The organism is Bradyrhizobium elkanii USDA 76 (assembly GCF_023278185.1).
Taxonomy (GTDB): domain Bacteria; phylum Pseudomonadota; class Alphaproteobacteria; order Rhizobiales; family Xanthobacteraceae; genus Bradyrhizobium; species Bradyrhizobium elkanii.
On sequence record NZ_CP066356.1, the window covers coordinates 1,170,001 to 1,183,824 of the forward strand.

At 65.2% G+C, this 13,824-nt stretch carries 13 protein-coding genes; 5 read left to right on the forward strand and 8 right to left on the reverse strand.

Going from position 1 to position 13,824, the window contains the following annotated elements:
* Nucleotides 1-48 precede the first annotated feature (48 nt).
* The gene (istA, locus tag JEY66_RS05510; protein WP_026191872.1) at nucleotides 49-1,563 is read left to right on the forward strand and encodes an IS21-like element ISBj11 family transposase; all 1,515 of its coding nucleotides are present in this window, start codon (nucleotides 49-51) and stop codon (nucleotides 1,561-1,563) included.
* Nucleotides 1,560-2,369, forward strand: a complete 810-nt coding sequence (istB, locus tag JEY66_RS05515; RefSeq protein ID WP_016842034.1) for an IS21-like element ISBj11 family helper ATPase IstB — start codon at nucleotides 1,560-1,562, stop codon at nucleotides 2,367-2,369. Before istA ends, istB begins: the two co-directional genes overlap by 4 nt.
* 17 nt (nucleotides 2,370-2,386) lie before the next feature.
* Here the strand turns inward: istB and JEY66_RS05520 are convergent, their stop codons facing one another.
* Nucleotides 2,387-3,367: a TRAP transporter substrate-binding protein gene (locus tag JEY66_RS05520; protein WP_018268934.1), complete on the reverse strand. Its 981-nt coding sequence runs from the start codon at nucleotides 3,365-3,367 to the stop codon at nucleotides 2,387-2,389.
* Nucleotides 3,368-3,676: 309 nt separating this feature from the next.
* On the opposite strand from JEY66_RS05520, the gene JEY66_RS05525 reads away from it, so the two are divergent.
* On the forward strand, nucleotides 3,677-4,762 hold the full coding sequence (locus tag JEY66_RS05525) for an NAD-dependent epimerase/dehydratase family protein (RefSeq protein ID WP_018268933.1): 1,086 nt from the start codon (nucleotides 3,677-3,679) through the stop codon (nucleotides 4,760-4,762).
* A 200-nt stretch (nucleotides 4,763-4,962) separates the two neighbouring features.
* Here the strand turns inward: JEY66_RS05525 and JEY66_RS05530 are convergent, their stop codons facing one another.
* From JEY66_RS05530 to JEY66_RS05550, 5 genes are all read right to left on the reverse strand, one after another.
* The gene (locus tag JEY66_RS05530) at nucleotides 4,963-6,270 is read right to left on the reverse strand and encodes an NAD(P)H-dependent oxidoreductase (RefSeq protein ID WP_026191871.1); all 1,308 of its coding nucleotides are present in this window, start codon (nucleotides 6,268-6,270) and stop codon (nucleotides 4,963-4,965) included.
* A gap of 130 nt (nucleotides 6,271-6,400) precedes the next feature.
* Entirely contained in the window at nucleotides 6,401-7,201 is an 801-nt protein-coding gene (locus JEY66_RS05535) for a phytanoyl-CoA dioxygenase family protein (RefSeq protein WP_016842754.1), read from the reverse strand.
* Nucleotides 7,202-7,340: 139 nt separating this feature from the next.
* On the reverse strand, nucleotides 7,341-8,015 hold the full coding sequence (locus JEY66_RS05540; protein WP_016842753.1) for a GntR family transcriptional regulator: 675 nt from the start codon (nucleotides 8,013-8,015) through the stop codon (nucleotides 7,341-7,343).
* Nucleotides 8,016-8,276: 261 nt separating this feature from the next.
* Complete coding sequence (locus JEY66_RS05545) at nucleotides 8,277-9,527, reverse strand: M20/M25/M40 family metallo-hydrolase (RefSeq protein WP_018268931.1); 1,251 nt, start codon at nucleotides 9,525-9,527, stop codon at nucleotides 8,277-8,279.
* A gap of 64 nt (nucleotides 9,528-9,591) precedes the next feature.
* Complete coding sequence (locus JEY66_RS05550; protein WP_018268930.1) at nucleotides 9,592-10,458, reverse strand: sigma-70 family RNA polymerase sigma factor; 867 nt, start codon at nucleotides 10,456-10,458, stop codon at nucleotides 9,592-9,594.
* Between the two features lie 110 nt (nucleotides 10,459-10,568).
* Between JEY66_RS05550 and JEY66_RS05555 the strand changes: the two genes are divergently transcribed.
* Complete coding sequence (locus JEY66_RS05555; protein ID WP_026191870.1) at nucleotides 10,569-11,024, forward strand: carboxymuconolactone decarboxylase family protein; 456 nt, start codon at nucleotides 10,569-10,571, stop codon at nucleotides 11,022-11,024.
* Between the two features lie 51 nt (nucleotides 11,025-11,075).
* Here JEY66_RS05555 and JEY66_RS05560 read toward each other — a convergent pair whose 3' ends face one another.
* Nucleotides 11,076-11,885, reverse strand: coding sequence for an alpha/beta fold hydrolase (locus JEY66_RS05560; protein WP_016842748.1), 810 nt, complete (start codon nucleotides 11,883-11,885; stop codon nucleotides 11,076-11,078).
* 144 nt (nucleotides 11,886-12,029) lie between these two features.
* Here JEY66_RS05560 and JEY66_RS05565 point away from each other — a divergent pair, with 144 nt between their 5' ends.
* Nucleotides 12,030-12,572: a methylated-DNA--[protein]-cysteine S-methyltransferase gene (locus JEY66_RS05565; RefSeq protein ID WP_018268929.1), complete on the forward strand. Its 543-nt coding sequence runs from the start codon at nucleotides 12,030-12,032 to the stop codon at nucleotides 12,570-12,572.
* A gap of 251 nt (nucleotides 12,573-12,823) precedes the next feature.
* On the opposite strand, the gene JEY66_RS05570 is transcribed toward JEY66_RS05565, so the two are convergent.
* Nucleotides 12,824-13,693, reverse strand: a complete 870-nt coding sequence (locus JEY66_RS05570) for an MBL fold metallo-hydrolase (protein ID WP_016842746.1) — start codon at nucleotides 13,691-13,693, stop codon at nucleotides 12,824-12,826.
* Nucleotides 13,694-13,824: the final 131 nt, after the last annotated feature.

Genomic DNA, 13,824 nt, shown 5'->3' on the forward strand with positions numbered 1-13,824 from the left:
GGCCGGCTGGTTATGCAAGTGGTTCTTCCGCCAAGAGGAATCACTCGCGTGCCAGGCCGACACATTACCGATCACCAAATGAGGCTCTACATGAAGTACCGTCAGACCGATAGCCCGCCCGTGGCCGCCGCCAAGGCGTCGTTCAGCACCTCGACCGCTTACCGGATCGAGCAGGATCGACGCCTTCCGTCGCAGAAGAAGGCTCCTCGCGGCCGTCGCCGGCCAGATCCCTTGGCCCGCGTATTTGAGACAGAGATCGTGCCGATGCTGAAGGCCGCCCCCGGTGTGCGGCCGGTCACGATCTTCGAGGAGTTGCTCCGACGCCATCCTGAGCTCGGCGCCGGCATCCGTCGCACGCTGGAGCGCCGGATCCGGGCCTGGCGGGCGATCCACGGCGAGGAGCAGGAGGTCATCTTCCGGCAGACCCACGAACCCGGTCAGCGCGGCCTGTCCGACTTCACCGACATGGGCGAATTGGGTGTCACGATCGCGGGCGTGCCGCTCGACCATCGTCTCTATCACTTCCGGCTGGCCTATTCCGGGTTTGAGCACGCCCATGTCGTGCTCGGCGGTGAGAGCTTCATCGCTCTGGCCGAAGGCCTGCAGAATGCCTTGTGGTCACTCGGTGGAGCGCCACGGGAGCATCGCACCGACAGCCTGTCGGCCGCCTTTTGCAATCTCGACCGCGACGCCAAAGACGATCTGACGCGGCGATACGAAGACCTCTGTGCCCATTACGGCATGCGCCCCTCCCGCAACAATCGTGGCATCGCCCACGAGAACGGGGCGATCGAGAGTTCGCATGGCCATCTCAAGCGGGCGGTCGGCGACGCGCTGTTGCTGCGTGGCACCGCCGACTTCGACGATCTCGCTGCCTATCGTGGCTTCATCGATGAGATCGTCAGCCGCCGCAATGCCCGCAACGCCAAGCGGATCGACAGCGAACGTACCGCACTTCAGGATCTGCCGGACCGCCGCACGTCGGACTATGAAGAGGTGATCGTCCACGTGACATCGTCCGGCGGCTTCACCTTGCGCAAGGTGTTCTACACGGTGCCGTCGCGCTTGATCGGCCATCGGCTGCGGGTGCGCCTGTATGACGATCACCTCGACGTGTTTGTCGGCGGCACGCATCTCCTCACCTTGCCGCGCGGGCGGCCGCATCCCAATGGCAAGCACGATCAGGTCGTCGATTATCGGCACGTGATCCATTCCTTGCGGCGCAAGCCGATGGCGCTCCTCAACCTGGTCTACCGCGACCAGCTGTTCCCCCGGGAAGCTTACCGCCGAGCCTTCGACGTCTTGCGCAAACGCTTACCGGACAAGAAGGCCTGCCGGATCATGGTCGATCTCCTCGCACTCGCCCATGAGCGCGGTTGCGAGGCCGAACTCGCCGATCAGCTCACGGCCGACCTGAACGACGGCCGGCTGCCCGACCTCAACCGGCTACGTACTCACTTCGCCCCGGATCCCGCCCAGATGCCGAACGTCGTGGTGCGCCTCGCACCGCTCGCCACCTATGAATGCCTCATCGGTACTGCCGAGATCGGAGGTGCCGCATGAGCACAACCAACGTAGTCGACACCGCGCGCCTCAATCTGTTGCTCAACGAGCTGCGGCTGCCCGCCATCAAGGTGCTGTGGCCGCAATTTGCCGAGCAGTCCGATAAGGAAGGCTGGCCGGCGGCGCGCTTCCTCGCCACCATTGCAGAGCACGAGATCGCTGAACGCAGCCGTCGCCGCATCGAGCGCCATCTCGTCGAGGCGCGGCTGCCCACCGGAAAGACCTTTGACAGCTTCGACTTCGAAGCCGTACCGATGATCTCCAAGGCGCAAATGACCGCGCTCGCCGCCGGCGACGGCTGGTTGAACAAGGGCGCCAATCTGCTGCTGTTTGGTCCGCCCGGTGGCGGCAAGAGTCACTTGGCAGCAGCAATCGGCTTGGCTCTCATCGAGAACGGATGGCGCGTCCTCTTCACCCGCACCACCGATCTCGTGCAGAAGCTCCAGGTGGCGCGCCGCGAACTCAACCTCGAGGGTGCCATCAACCGCCTCGATCGCTTCGATCTCGTTATCCTTGACGATCTTGCCTATGTCACCAAGGACCAGGCCGAGACCAGTGTGCTGTTCGAGCTCATCAGCGCACGCTACGAGCGACGCTCTTTGCTGATCACCGCCAATCAGCCCTTTGGAGAATGGAACAAGGTCTTTCCGGACCCAGCTATGACCCTCGCGGCGATCGATCGCCTTGTTCACCACGCCACCATCGTCGAGATGAACGTCGAGAGCTATCGCAGGCGGACTGCCCTCGAGCGAAAGCGTGGTCCAGGGCGGCCACCGGAGCACGCGACACAAAAAACGCTCGCTTGATTGACGCTCCGCGACAATCAAAGCAAACAAAACTCTTGCGCGCGACAATCATCGCGGCGATCATCATCGCGCCGCGACACTGACTCGCCATCCTGATCGCCGCGCTCTTCCGACCCAGATCGTCGCGCTATACGCTTCAGCGCCGGCGGGTTGACCGCATCATATTTGCCGGTCACCCAGGTGAAGGTGTCTTCGGAGGCGGCCTGGATCGCGGCCTGATAGTGCTTCGGCAGCGCGTTCCACTTGTCCTTGTTCATCACATTGTGGCCCTGGCCGGTGCCTTCCCACCAGCCGGGGTAGTAGTAGAACTTCGCGACCTTGACGAAGCCGAGCTTCTCGTCGTCATACGGCCCGACCCATTCGGCGGCGTCGATGGTGCCTTTTTCCAGCGCCGGATAGATGTCGCCGCCGGCGATCTGCTGCGGCACCCCGCCGACCTTGGCGATGATGGTGCCGGCGAAGCCGCCGACCCGGAACTTCAGGCCCTGGAAATCCGCCATCGACTTGATCTCCTTCCGGAACCAGCCGCCCATCTGGGCGCCGGTCGAGCCGGTCGGAATGCCGACGCAGTTGTATTCTGCGAGCAGATTGTTGAGCAGGTCGGTGCCGCCACCCCATTGCAGCCAGGAAATGTGCTGGCGCGTGTTGAGGCCGAACGGCAGCGACGTGCCGAAGGTGAAGGCGGGATTCTTGCCCCAGTAGTAATACAGCGCGGTGTTGCCCATCTCGACCGTGCCGTTGGAGACGGCGTCCAGCACCTGCAGGCCGGGCACGATCTCGCCGGCGGCGAACGACTGGATCTGGAAGCGGTTGTCGGTGATCTCGGCGACGCGCTTGCAGAAGAATTCACACCCGCCATAGAGCGTGTCGAGTGCCTTCGGCCAGCTCGCCGCGAGCCGCCACCTGACCTCGGGCATCGATTGCGCGACCGCAGGTGCGGCGACCGCCGTCGCAGCCAGCCCGACGCCGCCTGCCTTCAAGAATTCACGACGCTTCATGCGTATTCCCTCCTGTGTGCCGATGCCTCGACAAGGGGAACGATCTTGGTGCCGTCTTTCTTCGCCGATCGATCGACGTTCTGTGATGAATGTGTCCGGTGGCCCTCGACGGGCTCTTGTTGAGGAAATCCGAGTTTCCGGTTCCGCCGGTCAGGATGATCGTTTGCCGGAGGAAATCAAGCGCCTGCCTTCGTTGCAGGTGCGAAGAACGATCGGCGCTGCCGGTCTCATCTGATACCCGCCGCGATGGCTGCCGGCCTTGCCGCGATCTGCTACGCAGGGCGGGTGGGTTGATGGGAGTTCAAGGACATGGCCAACAAGAAAGTCGTGGTTGCCGGCGCGACCGGCCTCGTGGGCAACGCCGCCTTGCGACACTTCGGCGCATCCGACGATTGCGAGCGGATTGCGCTGTCGCGCCGCAAGCCGCGCGATCTCTACGGCGCACGGCATGTGCGAATCGATCTCACCAGCGCAGAGGATTGCCGTCGCGCCGCGGCCGAGCTCGGCGGCGCAACGCACCTGATCTACGCCGCGCTTTATGAGGCGCCCAGCCTGGTCGATGGCTGGCGCGATGCCGGGCAGATCGAAACCAACGACCGGATGCTGCGCAATTTGATGGGCGTGCTCGAACCCGTCGCGCCCGATCTCAAGCATGTCGCGCTGCTGCAGGGCACCAAGGCCTATGGCGTGCATGTCCGGCCGCTCACGGTGCCGGCGCGCGAGGGCCGTTCCGAAATGTACGAGCAGCCGAATTTCTATTGGGCGCAGGAGAATTTCCTGCGCGAGCTGCAGCGGGGCAAGAGCTGGCACTGGAGCATCCTGCGCCCGGTCCTGATCATCGGCGAAGCCATGGGCGGCGCGATGGACCTGATCCCGCCGCTCGGCGTCTATGCGGCGGTGTTGCGCGCGCAGGGAAGGCCGCTGGATTATCCCGGCGGCGCGCCGCGCGTCGCGCAGGCGGTCGATGTCGATCTGCTGGCACGCGCGATCGTCTGGTCGGGCGACGCCGAGGCTGCGCGCAATGAAGCGTTCAACGTCACCAATGGCGACGTCTTCACCTGGGAAAATATCTGGCCGGCGGTATCGGATGCGCTCGAAATGACGCCGGGCCGGCACGTGCCGCTGTCGCTGGCGCAGACCTGGCCGCAATGGATCGCGCCGTGGGACGAATTGCGCAGGAAGCACGACCTGATCGCGCCCGGACTGGAGGAGTTCGTCGGCCTGTCGTTCCAATATGCCGATTACAGCATGCGCTACGGACAGACTGAGTCGGGTCCGCCGTCGATCGTCTCGACGGTGAAGATCAACCAGGCCGGCTTCACCGAGATGATGGATACCGAGGCGATGTTCCACAAATGGTTCAGGCTGGCGAAGGCGAGCCGGCTGCTGCCGTAGTTATTGGAGCGGGCGCTCTTCTCCCTCTCCCCGTTCTTACGGGGAGAGGGTTGGGGTGAGGGGACCTCTATCCGGCGAGCATCATGCTGCTTGTTGAGCGGTGTGCCTCGCCCCTTACCCGGATCGCACCGGACGATGCTTCGCATCGCCGGGGCGATCCGACCTCTTCCCGCAAAGCGCGGGGGGAGGTGAAGGACGCGTCAGCGCGAGAACGCGGCTTCCATCGCCTTGCGCGTCTTGATCGTGTCGCTCGTTTCGTCGACCTCGACATCGCTCCAGCGCACCACCGCGCCATGGGCGACGTCGCTCTTCAGCTTCACCCGATGGGCAAGCCCGATCGGCAATGCGCCGGCGGCGAGGCTGGCGGCGGCGGGCATCAGCTTGCCCCACACCGTGTAGCCGCCTTCGCCGTCGAGCATCTCGCCGGCGCGCAGATTGCGCTTGGCCACCGCTGCGACGTCGCCGCGGAAGCCGCGCGGCTGCCCGGTCGGCTCGTTGCGCAGCGCTGCCGACAGCACGGAGATGTTCAGCTCGAGCCCGATCAGGTGATACGGCTTGTACATCGCCGCATAGCGGCCGGAGGCGTCGGTCTTGAGGCCGTACTGCCTGAAGCAATCGGCGGCATAATCGTTGGGCGCCTCCAGCACGACATAGACGCCCCAGCGCAGATCGCGAAACACCGGACGGCCGTCGCGCTCCAGCGACGACACCACTTCGACGATGCCGGATTTCTCCAGCACGCCGCCCGCCTCGCGCGGCCGCATCACATGCGGCAGGTCGTCGACGCCGCAGGGCGGAAACAGCAATCCCTCCGACGGCACGTCGAGGGTGCAGGCATTGGCGATCGCCGCCATCTCGATCGCGGATTTGGTGCCGTCGAGGAAGGAGTTGAACATCTGCGGGTTCATGCCGGCGGATTGCGCCTCGCCGGCGGTGAGCCCGTAATGCTGCCACACGCCCTCCGGCGTGACGTCGTGATAGGCCGGCAGGTATTTCGTGCCCTTGCCGGCGGCGACGACGCGGAAGCCTGTCGCGCGCGCCCAATCGACCATCTCGGCCGTCAGCGCCGGCTGGTCGCCATAGGCAAGCGAATAGACCACGCCGGCCTTGCGTGCCTCCTCGGCGAGCAGCGGCCCCGCCAGCACATCGGCCTCGACATTGACCATCACGACATGCTTGCCGGCTGATATCGCCGCGCGGGCATGGCGGATGCCGACGGCGGGATTGCCGGTCGCTTCCACCACGACATCGAATGCGCCGCCGGCGATCGCACGCGCGCCGTCGTCGGTGAAGGTGGTGGCGCTGATCCGCGCGTCGTCCCAGCCGACGGTGCGGCACGCCTCGCGGGCGCGGTCGCGGTCGAGATCGACGATCACGGGCACCTCAAGCCCCGGCGTGTGCGGCACCTGCGACAGGAACATCGAGCCGAATTTTCCGGCGCCGATCAGGACGACGCGCACCGGCTTGCCGGCGGCGGCGCGGGTTTTGAGGAGGTGATGCAGGTTCATGATGCCTTCCAATTAGAGAGTCATTCCGGGCGATGCGTAGCGTCGAACCCGGAATCTCGAGATTCCCCGATGCGCAATTGCGCATCTGCGGTTCGACGCTTCGCGTGTCCCGGAATGACGGTCGAAGACTTTACTCCGCCGCCTGTCGCGGTGCACGAGCGAGCCGCAGCAGCGCGTCGTCTGCGACGGTCTGGATCGGCGTGAAGTCGCGGTGCGCGATGTAGTCGGGTCGCGTCGGGGTGCGGATGTAGTTCGAGACCGCGTTCAGCGTCAAATAGACGATCTTGCGCGGGTAGGGCGTGATGTTGCCGCTCGATCCGTGCACCAGATTGCCGTGGAACATCAGCATGCCGCCGGGCTTGCCAGTCGGCGCGACGATGCCGCCCTGCTTCACAAGGCGGGTCACGGTTTCCTCGTCCAGCGTCCACAGCGGATACGAGGTGGTTTCGAGATCGTGCGAGGCCTTCAGATCGCCCGCGGTCTGGCTCTGCGGCACCAGCATCAAGGGGCCGTTGATCGGCATCACCTCGTCGAGGAAGATCGCGATGTTCATCGCGCGCGGCTCCGGCATGCCGTCATCGCGCTTCCAGGTGCCGTAGTCCTGGTGCCACTGCCAGACGTCGCCGGTGAAAGCCGCCTTCGCGTTGATCTTGAACTGATGCATGTAGACCTTCTCACCGAACAGCTGCTCGATGGGGTCGATCATGCGCGGATGCGCGCCGAGGATTCCGAACGCCTCATTGTAGAGATGCGCGGCGAAGGCCGTGCGCGGCGCGCCGCTCTTCTCGCGCCACACCTCGGGGCGGTTGGCGTCGTAGATCGAAACTGCCTCGCGCGCGAGGAAGTCGACCTCTTCCTGGGTGAACAGCTCGGGCAGGAACAGCCAGCCTTCGCGATGGAAAAATTCGACCTGCTCTGGGGTCAGTTTCATGGTGCTTTCCTCCTGTTGTTATTGTGTCTCCCCTCATGGTGAGGAGCGCGCCTTCACGCGTCTCGAACCATGAGGCCTCGCTGGCTCATCCTTCGAGACGCGGCTTGCGCCGCTCCTCAGGATGAGGTCGGCCGGCGGTTCACGCCGCCACGTCGATTGCCCTCAGCTTCTCCTCGGTCATCCGCCCTGCCGTCTGCGCATGCGCCAGCGCCGCGGCTTCTGCCGCTGCGGCGTTGCCGGAAAAAACATGCGCGGCGATGGTCTCGTGCTCGGTCCAGGCGCTGCCGCGGTAATCGAGCTCGGCGAGCACGGTCGCCATCGAGCGGCGCATATGCGGCCATTGCGGCGCGATCATCTCCTCGATCGCGGAATTGCCGGCGAGGCGATAGATCGCGCTGTGAAAATCGACGTCGAGTGCGATCAGGCGCGCCAGCGGCGTGCCGTCGTCGATCGCGCGTCCGGCCTCGAGCGCGGCTTCGAGTTGCGTGCGGGCCACGGCATCCTCTTTGACACGCGCGGCGGCAAGCCGTGCCGCCAGCGCATCGATGGCGCCGCGGACTTCATAAAGCTCGCGGATGCGCTGCGGATCGAGCTGCGTCACCTCGAAGCCGCGTCTGCCGCTCTCCGCGACAAGGCCCTGGCGATGCAACAGATGCAGCGCGTGCGAAATCGGCTGGCGCGAGACGCCGAGCCGATCGGCGAGTTCGTTCTGGGTGATGCGCTGGCCAGGCAGCAGCGTGCGGTCGATGATCGCTTCGAGCAATCGCCCGTAGACTTGGTCGATGAGGTTTGGGAGCGGATCCAACGGGATCATACCGACCGTCCAATTTGGAATACGGAATTCCGTGTTCGAAAGCGAGGCTACTGCGGGTTGCAGGAGCGGTCAAGGCTCCGGTTTGCGGCCACGCTAAGCGATTGAGAATGGGGCGGTTTTGACCGGGCCGCGCTCAAGGCAGCCGTCCAGCGCCGTGATGGCTGGGCCGCCCGTCCGCTTCTTTCTTGAATGGGACCAGAGACGTCGATGCCCGGGACAAGCCCGGGCATGACGAGTTTCGCGGAAACGACTCGCAGCCCGCTACTTCGACTTGCCCAGCTCCATCAGCGTCCGCGTCATCAGATAAAGTCGCGGCACGATCGAGTTGGTGTCGATGTATTCGTCGCGGGCGTGATAGCCCCAGCCGGCGAGGCCGAAGCTTTCGACCACGACGGCCTTGCCGCTGCGGGCGGCGTAGCCGGCGTCGGTCGCGCCGCCGGTCATTTCCGCGATGTCGAGCGTGCGCCCGAGCTCGGCATAGATCGCCTGTCCCTGCCTCGCGAGCGCGCGGCCGCGATCGTCAGCCACGAAAGGCGGACGGCCCGCGACGACCTTCACGGTCACTTCGGTGTCCGCGATCAGTCTGTTCTTCACCTTCTCGTCGAGCGCCGCCTGCAGCTTTTGCACGCCGTCGGGAATGGTGAGGCGGATGTCGGCGCCGGCGGTGGCGTGATCGGGGATCTGGTTGCGCACGGTGCCGGCCTTCGCGGTGGTCCAGTTCAGCTGCGTGCCCGGAATCGATTTCGCGACGTCCTGGGTCTGCAGCAATTGATGCGCAAGCTCGATCAGCGCGTTGCGGCCGAGCTGCGGCGCCGCGCCGGCATGCGAGGCTTTGCCCTTGACATCGATCGTGCCGGTGGCGGTGCCGCTGGCGCCGAGCAGCAGGCTCTCATTTTTCGCGACCGGCGGCGCCACCGTCGGCTCAAAGGACAGCACCACATCGTGCTGGTCGGCGAGCTCGGCGATGATCTCGCCGGAGCCGATCGAGCCCACCTCCTCGTCCGGATTGAACGACACCGTGAGCTTGGCGTAGTCGCGCCAGCCCGCATCGTTCAGGATCTTCAGTGAATGCAGGATGACGGCGATGCCGCCCTTGTCGTCGGCAATGCCGGGCCCATAGATCCTGGTGCCGTCGATTTTGTAGGGCTGGGTGTCGAGGATGCCGTGCTCGTACACCGTATCCATATGTGCGATCAGCATCAGCTTCTTCGTGCCGGTGCCCTCAAAGCTGCCGATCACCATGTCGGCACCGGCGCCCTTCGTGGTCTTGCGGCGTTCGGTCTTGGCGCCGAGCGCCTTCAGCCGCGCTTCGGTGTAGTCGGCCATCTTCTGCAGGCCCTCGACATCGCTGGAGCCCGACTCGATCAGCACCATGTCGTGCAGGCTCTCGATCACCGCCGGCTGGGCCAGCTCGGCGGCCGCGCGCAGCTTCTCGTCTGCGGCGGCAAAGGCGGAGGAAGAGGCGAGGGCGAGCAGGCCGGCCGACGCGAGCAATTTGATGGATAGTTTCATGATCGTCCTCCCTGCACAGATGCAGGGAGACACTAGCATTGCGACTTGTCTGCCTCCAGCTGCGTCAGCTGCGCTCGAGCACCTCGACATCGAAGGTCTCGATCTCCGAGGCGTCGGCGGTCGCATCGATCGCCGCGATCCGGTCGCCTGAGATCGTGACCCGCAGCACGATGCGCAGCGCGCCGCCGAAGATGACGGCAACGCCGATCTCGCCGTCGACCAGCGCGGGCTTCGCCGCCTGCGCGCGTCCCTTGAAGCTTTCGGCCACCGCTGCGGCGCCGCGGATGACCGGCAGCGAGCCGAGCCGCTGCGCGGCCTGATCGGCGCGCACCACGACGTCGGGCGCCAGCACGGCCAGCAGCCCTTCGAAATCGCCGTTGCGGGACGCGGCAAGGAAGGCCTCGACGATGCCGCGCTGCCGGCTGAGATCGGCATCCGGTGCGGGCGGCGTCCCCTGCACGCGACGCCTGGCACGGCTGGCGAGTTGCCGCGCGGCGGCCGGCGTGCGGCCGACGATCGGCGCGATCTCCTCGAACGGCACCGCGAACATATCGTGCAGCACGAAAGCCAGCCGTTCGGCCGGTGCCAGCGTTTCCAGCACCACGAGCAGCGCCGCGCCGACGGAATCGGCCATCTCGGTCTCGCGCTCGGACGGATTGTCCGCGATCGGCTCCGGCACATGTGGGCCGATCGGCTCCTCGCGGCGCGATTTGCGCGAGCGCAGCATGTCGAGGCAGATCCGCGCGATCACCGTGGTCAGCCATCCCCCGAGATTGTCGACCGCAGCAGCGTCGGTGCGGCCGAGCCGCAGCCAGGTTTCCTGCACGGCATCGTCGACTTCGGCGGTCGAGCCCAGCATGCGGTAGGCCACGGCCCGCAAGCGCGGCCGGTTGGCCTCGAACTGTTCGGTGAGAGAATTTTTCTCGTCCATCGGTCACATTCCCTTTGTCCGCTCCGTCATGGCCATGACGAACGAAACTGCGCCGATGTGACAACAGATCGGCGCGGCGCCGTCAAAAGGCAAATCAGGAGAATGACATGATGAAAGCCCGCATGAACCACCCGGTGATGGTTGTTCCCGAGGCCATGAAGGCGTTGCAGGCGCTGAGCGAGAGCACCAAGCCGGCATTGCCGGAAAAGCTGCTGGAACTGGTGCATCTGCGCGCCAGCCAGATCAATGGCTGCAGCGTCTGCGTCGACATGCACCCGAAACTCGCCCGGCGCGCCGGCGAGACCGACGAGCGGCTGTTCGCGGTCGGCGCCTGGCGCGACGCACCGTATTTCACCGAGGCCGAGCGCGCCGCGCTGGCGCTGACCGAAGCGATGACCCGGCTCAGCGACCGCGAGGATCCGGTGACGGACGCGGTGTGGGATGAAGCGGCGAAGCACTTTGACGAGCAGCAGCTCGCGTCGCTGGTGCTGGGCATCGCGGCGATCAACGTCTGGAACCGGCTGAACGTCGCGGTGCGCCAGCCGGTCGGCGCCTGGAAGGTGTGAGAGAGTAGCCTTCTTGCTTCGCCTTTCCCACAAGGGGAGACGGTGCACCGCCTAAGCGGAGAGAAACTCCAGCACGATCTCGCAGTAGCGCTGGGGCGCCTGCTCGAACATCGGATGCGTGGTGCCTGGAATCATCTCGGTGCGCGCGCCCTTCACATTGGCGGCGAGCGCGTGCAGCACCTTCGGCAGCATGCCCTTGGTGTTGGCGCCGCCGATGAACAGCGTCGGTGTCTTGATCGCCTCCGCATCGGCCTTCGAGAATGGCGGGCGCTGGTCGCGAGTCTGACCGATCAGCGTGGTCGCATTGTCGCGCAACAGCTGCTTGGCGGTCGCCGGAATCCGTTTCCACGCGCCGGGGCCCTCGAGCGCGTCCATGAAGATCTGCAAGCCGCCGTCGATGTCACCCTTGGCGATCTCCTCGGCACACGCCGCGAAGCGTGCTGCCAGCGGCGAGGGGCCCGGCTTGAAATCGGGATCAAGGGTCGCATCGAGCTCGCCCCCTGGCTCGGCGAGGATCAGCTTGCGCAACAGGTCGGGCCGCCGCTGCGCGGCACGGAAGCAGATATGGCCGCCGCGGGAATGCCCCATCAGGTCGACCGGTCTGGTGTCGAAGGCCTCGATGAAGGCGATCACATCGTCGACATGCTGCGCGATCGAATAGGTGTCGCCGACGCCGTCCCAATGCGCCGGGAAGAAATGCCGCAGGCTGACCGCGATCACCCGGTGCCGGCGCGTCAGCGGGCCGAGCACCGCCGACCAGATCCGGAAGTCGCACAGCGAGCCGTGCACGCAGACCAGCGGCGGGCCCGCTCCGACATCGAGATAGGGCATGTCGAAACCGTTGACGTGGAGGCTGTGCATTTTGGGCTCGCGGAGAGGCAGGAGATGTTGTTGATTTGGCCCAAGTTCCCACGGAATTCGGGTGGATAGCAACATTCTCCAAGCCTAGATTCCGGATCGACAGCAAGCTCACGCGAGAGCTGAAGGGAACATCTGGAGCGAGCCATGACCGGCCAGCATTTTGCAATCTTCGAAACCATGATCGGCGCCTGTGGCGTCGTCTGGGGCGAGCACGGCGTTACCGGCGTGCAGCTGCCGATGGGCACCGAGGAGAAGACCCGCAAGCGGATCTTCCAGCGCGACGGCGAGGTCACCGAGGCGGCCCCGCCTGCCGAGGTGCAGCACGCGATCGACGGCATGATCGAGCTGCTCGCCGGCAAGCCGAACGACCTCGCCGACATCGTGCTCGATCTCGACGGCGTGCCGGAATTCAACCGCGGCGTCTACGACATTGCGCGGAAGATTCCGCCGGGCAAGACCATGACCTATGGCGATATCGCCAAGCAGCTCGGCGGCGTCGAGCTGTCGCGCGACGTCGGCCAGGCGCTCGGCCGCAACCCGTGCCCGATCGTGGTGCCCTGCCACCGCGTGCTGGCGGCGGGCAACAAGCCGGGCGGCTTCTCGGCCAATGGCGGCGTGGTCACCAAGCTGAAGATGCTGCAGATCGAAGGCGCGATCGTGAACCACACGCCGAGTTTGTTTGATTGAGTGGGCCGACCCTCCCTCTATAGGGCAGGGCAATCGCAGATGGAATGAACCGATTCTTCCGTGCCGTCATGGCCGGGCTTGTCCCGGCCATCCACGTCTTTTCTTCGCGTGGAAACGAAGACGTGGATGCCCGGGACAAGCCCGGGCATGACGAGTTTGTGGGAACTCCGATTGCCTCAAACGGCCATATGCGATTGCCCTACCCTCCAGGGGAGGGTGGCAGGGAGCGACTGTCGCGAGTTTGGCTCACGTCACACCGTCTCGCACACGAACCCGTTGCCCTTCCGCCTGATCTTGCCAATCGACGGCGAAGGGAAATGCGCGGGGCAGCACAGCGTGTCGGTGTCGCAATAGCGCTCCAGGAAGCCGCGCCGCGTCTTCGCGGCTTGCGTCTGGTCGACATCGAACTTCGCCGACAGCTCCGGATAATGCGTCTGGATCGGCGAGTGCATCAGATCGCCCGAAAACACCGCAGCGTCCTTGCCGCGGCCGAAGGCGAAGGCGACGTGGCCCGGCGTGTGGCCGGGCGTCGGCAGGATGCGGGCGTGGTCGCCGATCGCAAAGTCATGGCCAACGATCTCGGACCGCTTGGCCTCGACCACCGGCAGCACGCTGTCCACGAAAGGCGGGACCTCGGCCTTCGCGTTGCTCTCGGTCCAGTAGTCGAACTCGGCCTTGTCGAACACGTAGCGCGCGTTTGGAAAGGTCGGCACCCAGCGGCCGTTCTCCAGCCGCGTGTTCCAGCCGACGTGATCGACATGCAGATGCGTGCACATCACATAGTCGATGTCAGCGACCGAGAAGCCGGCTGACGCCAGACTGCGCAGATAATTGTCGTCGGTCTTCATGTTCCATTTCGGCCGCGCCGGCCGCGGCTTGTCGTTGCCGATGCAGCTGTCGATCAGGATGGTGTGGTGCGGCGTCTTCACGACATAGGACTGGAACGCCAGGATCAAGGTGTCGCTGTCGTCGAGCGCGCCGGTGGCCTGCATCCAGCCGCGGTTCTCGGCGAGCACGTCCGGCGTCAGTCCGGGCAGCATGTCGTGCGCGGGCAGGAACGTCGTCTCCTGCTCGACGATGCGATGAATGGTGAGATCGCCGGCGGCAAACTTCAGCCTCATGGTGATTCCTTGGCGTTGGTTTTCGAGCGAAGTGGAGTCCGGTTCGCGTGACGAAAACGCGAAAAATCTAGTGCGCGTCGCGCACGGCGGGAAGGATGATGTTGGCGAGGATATCCATCGCCGCAAGGCCT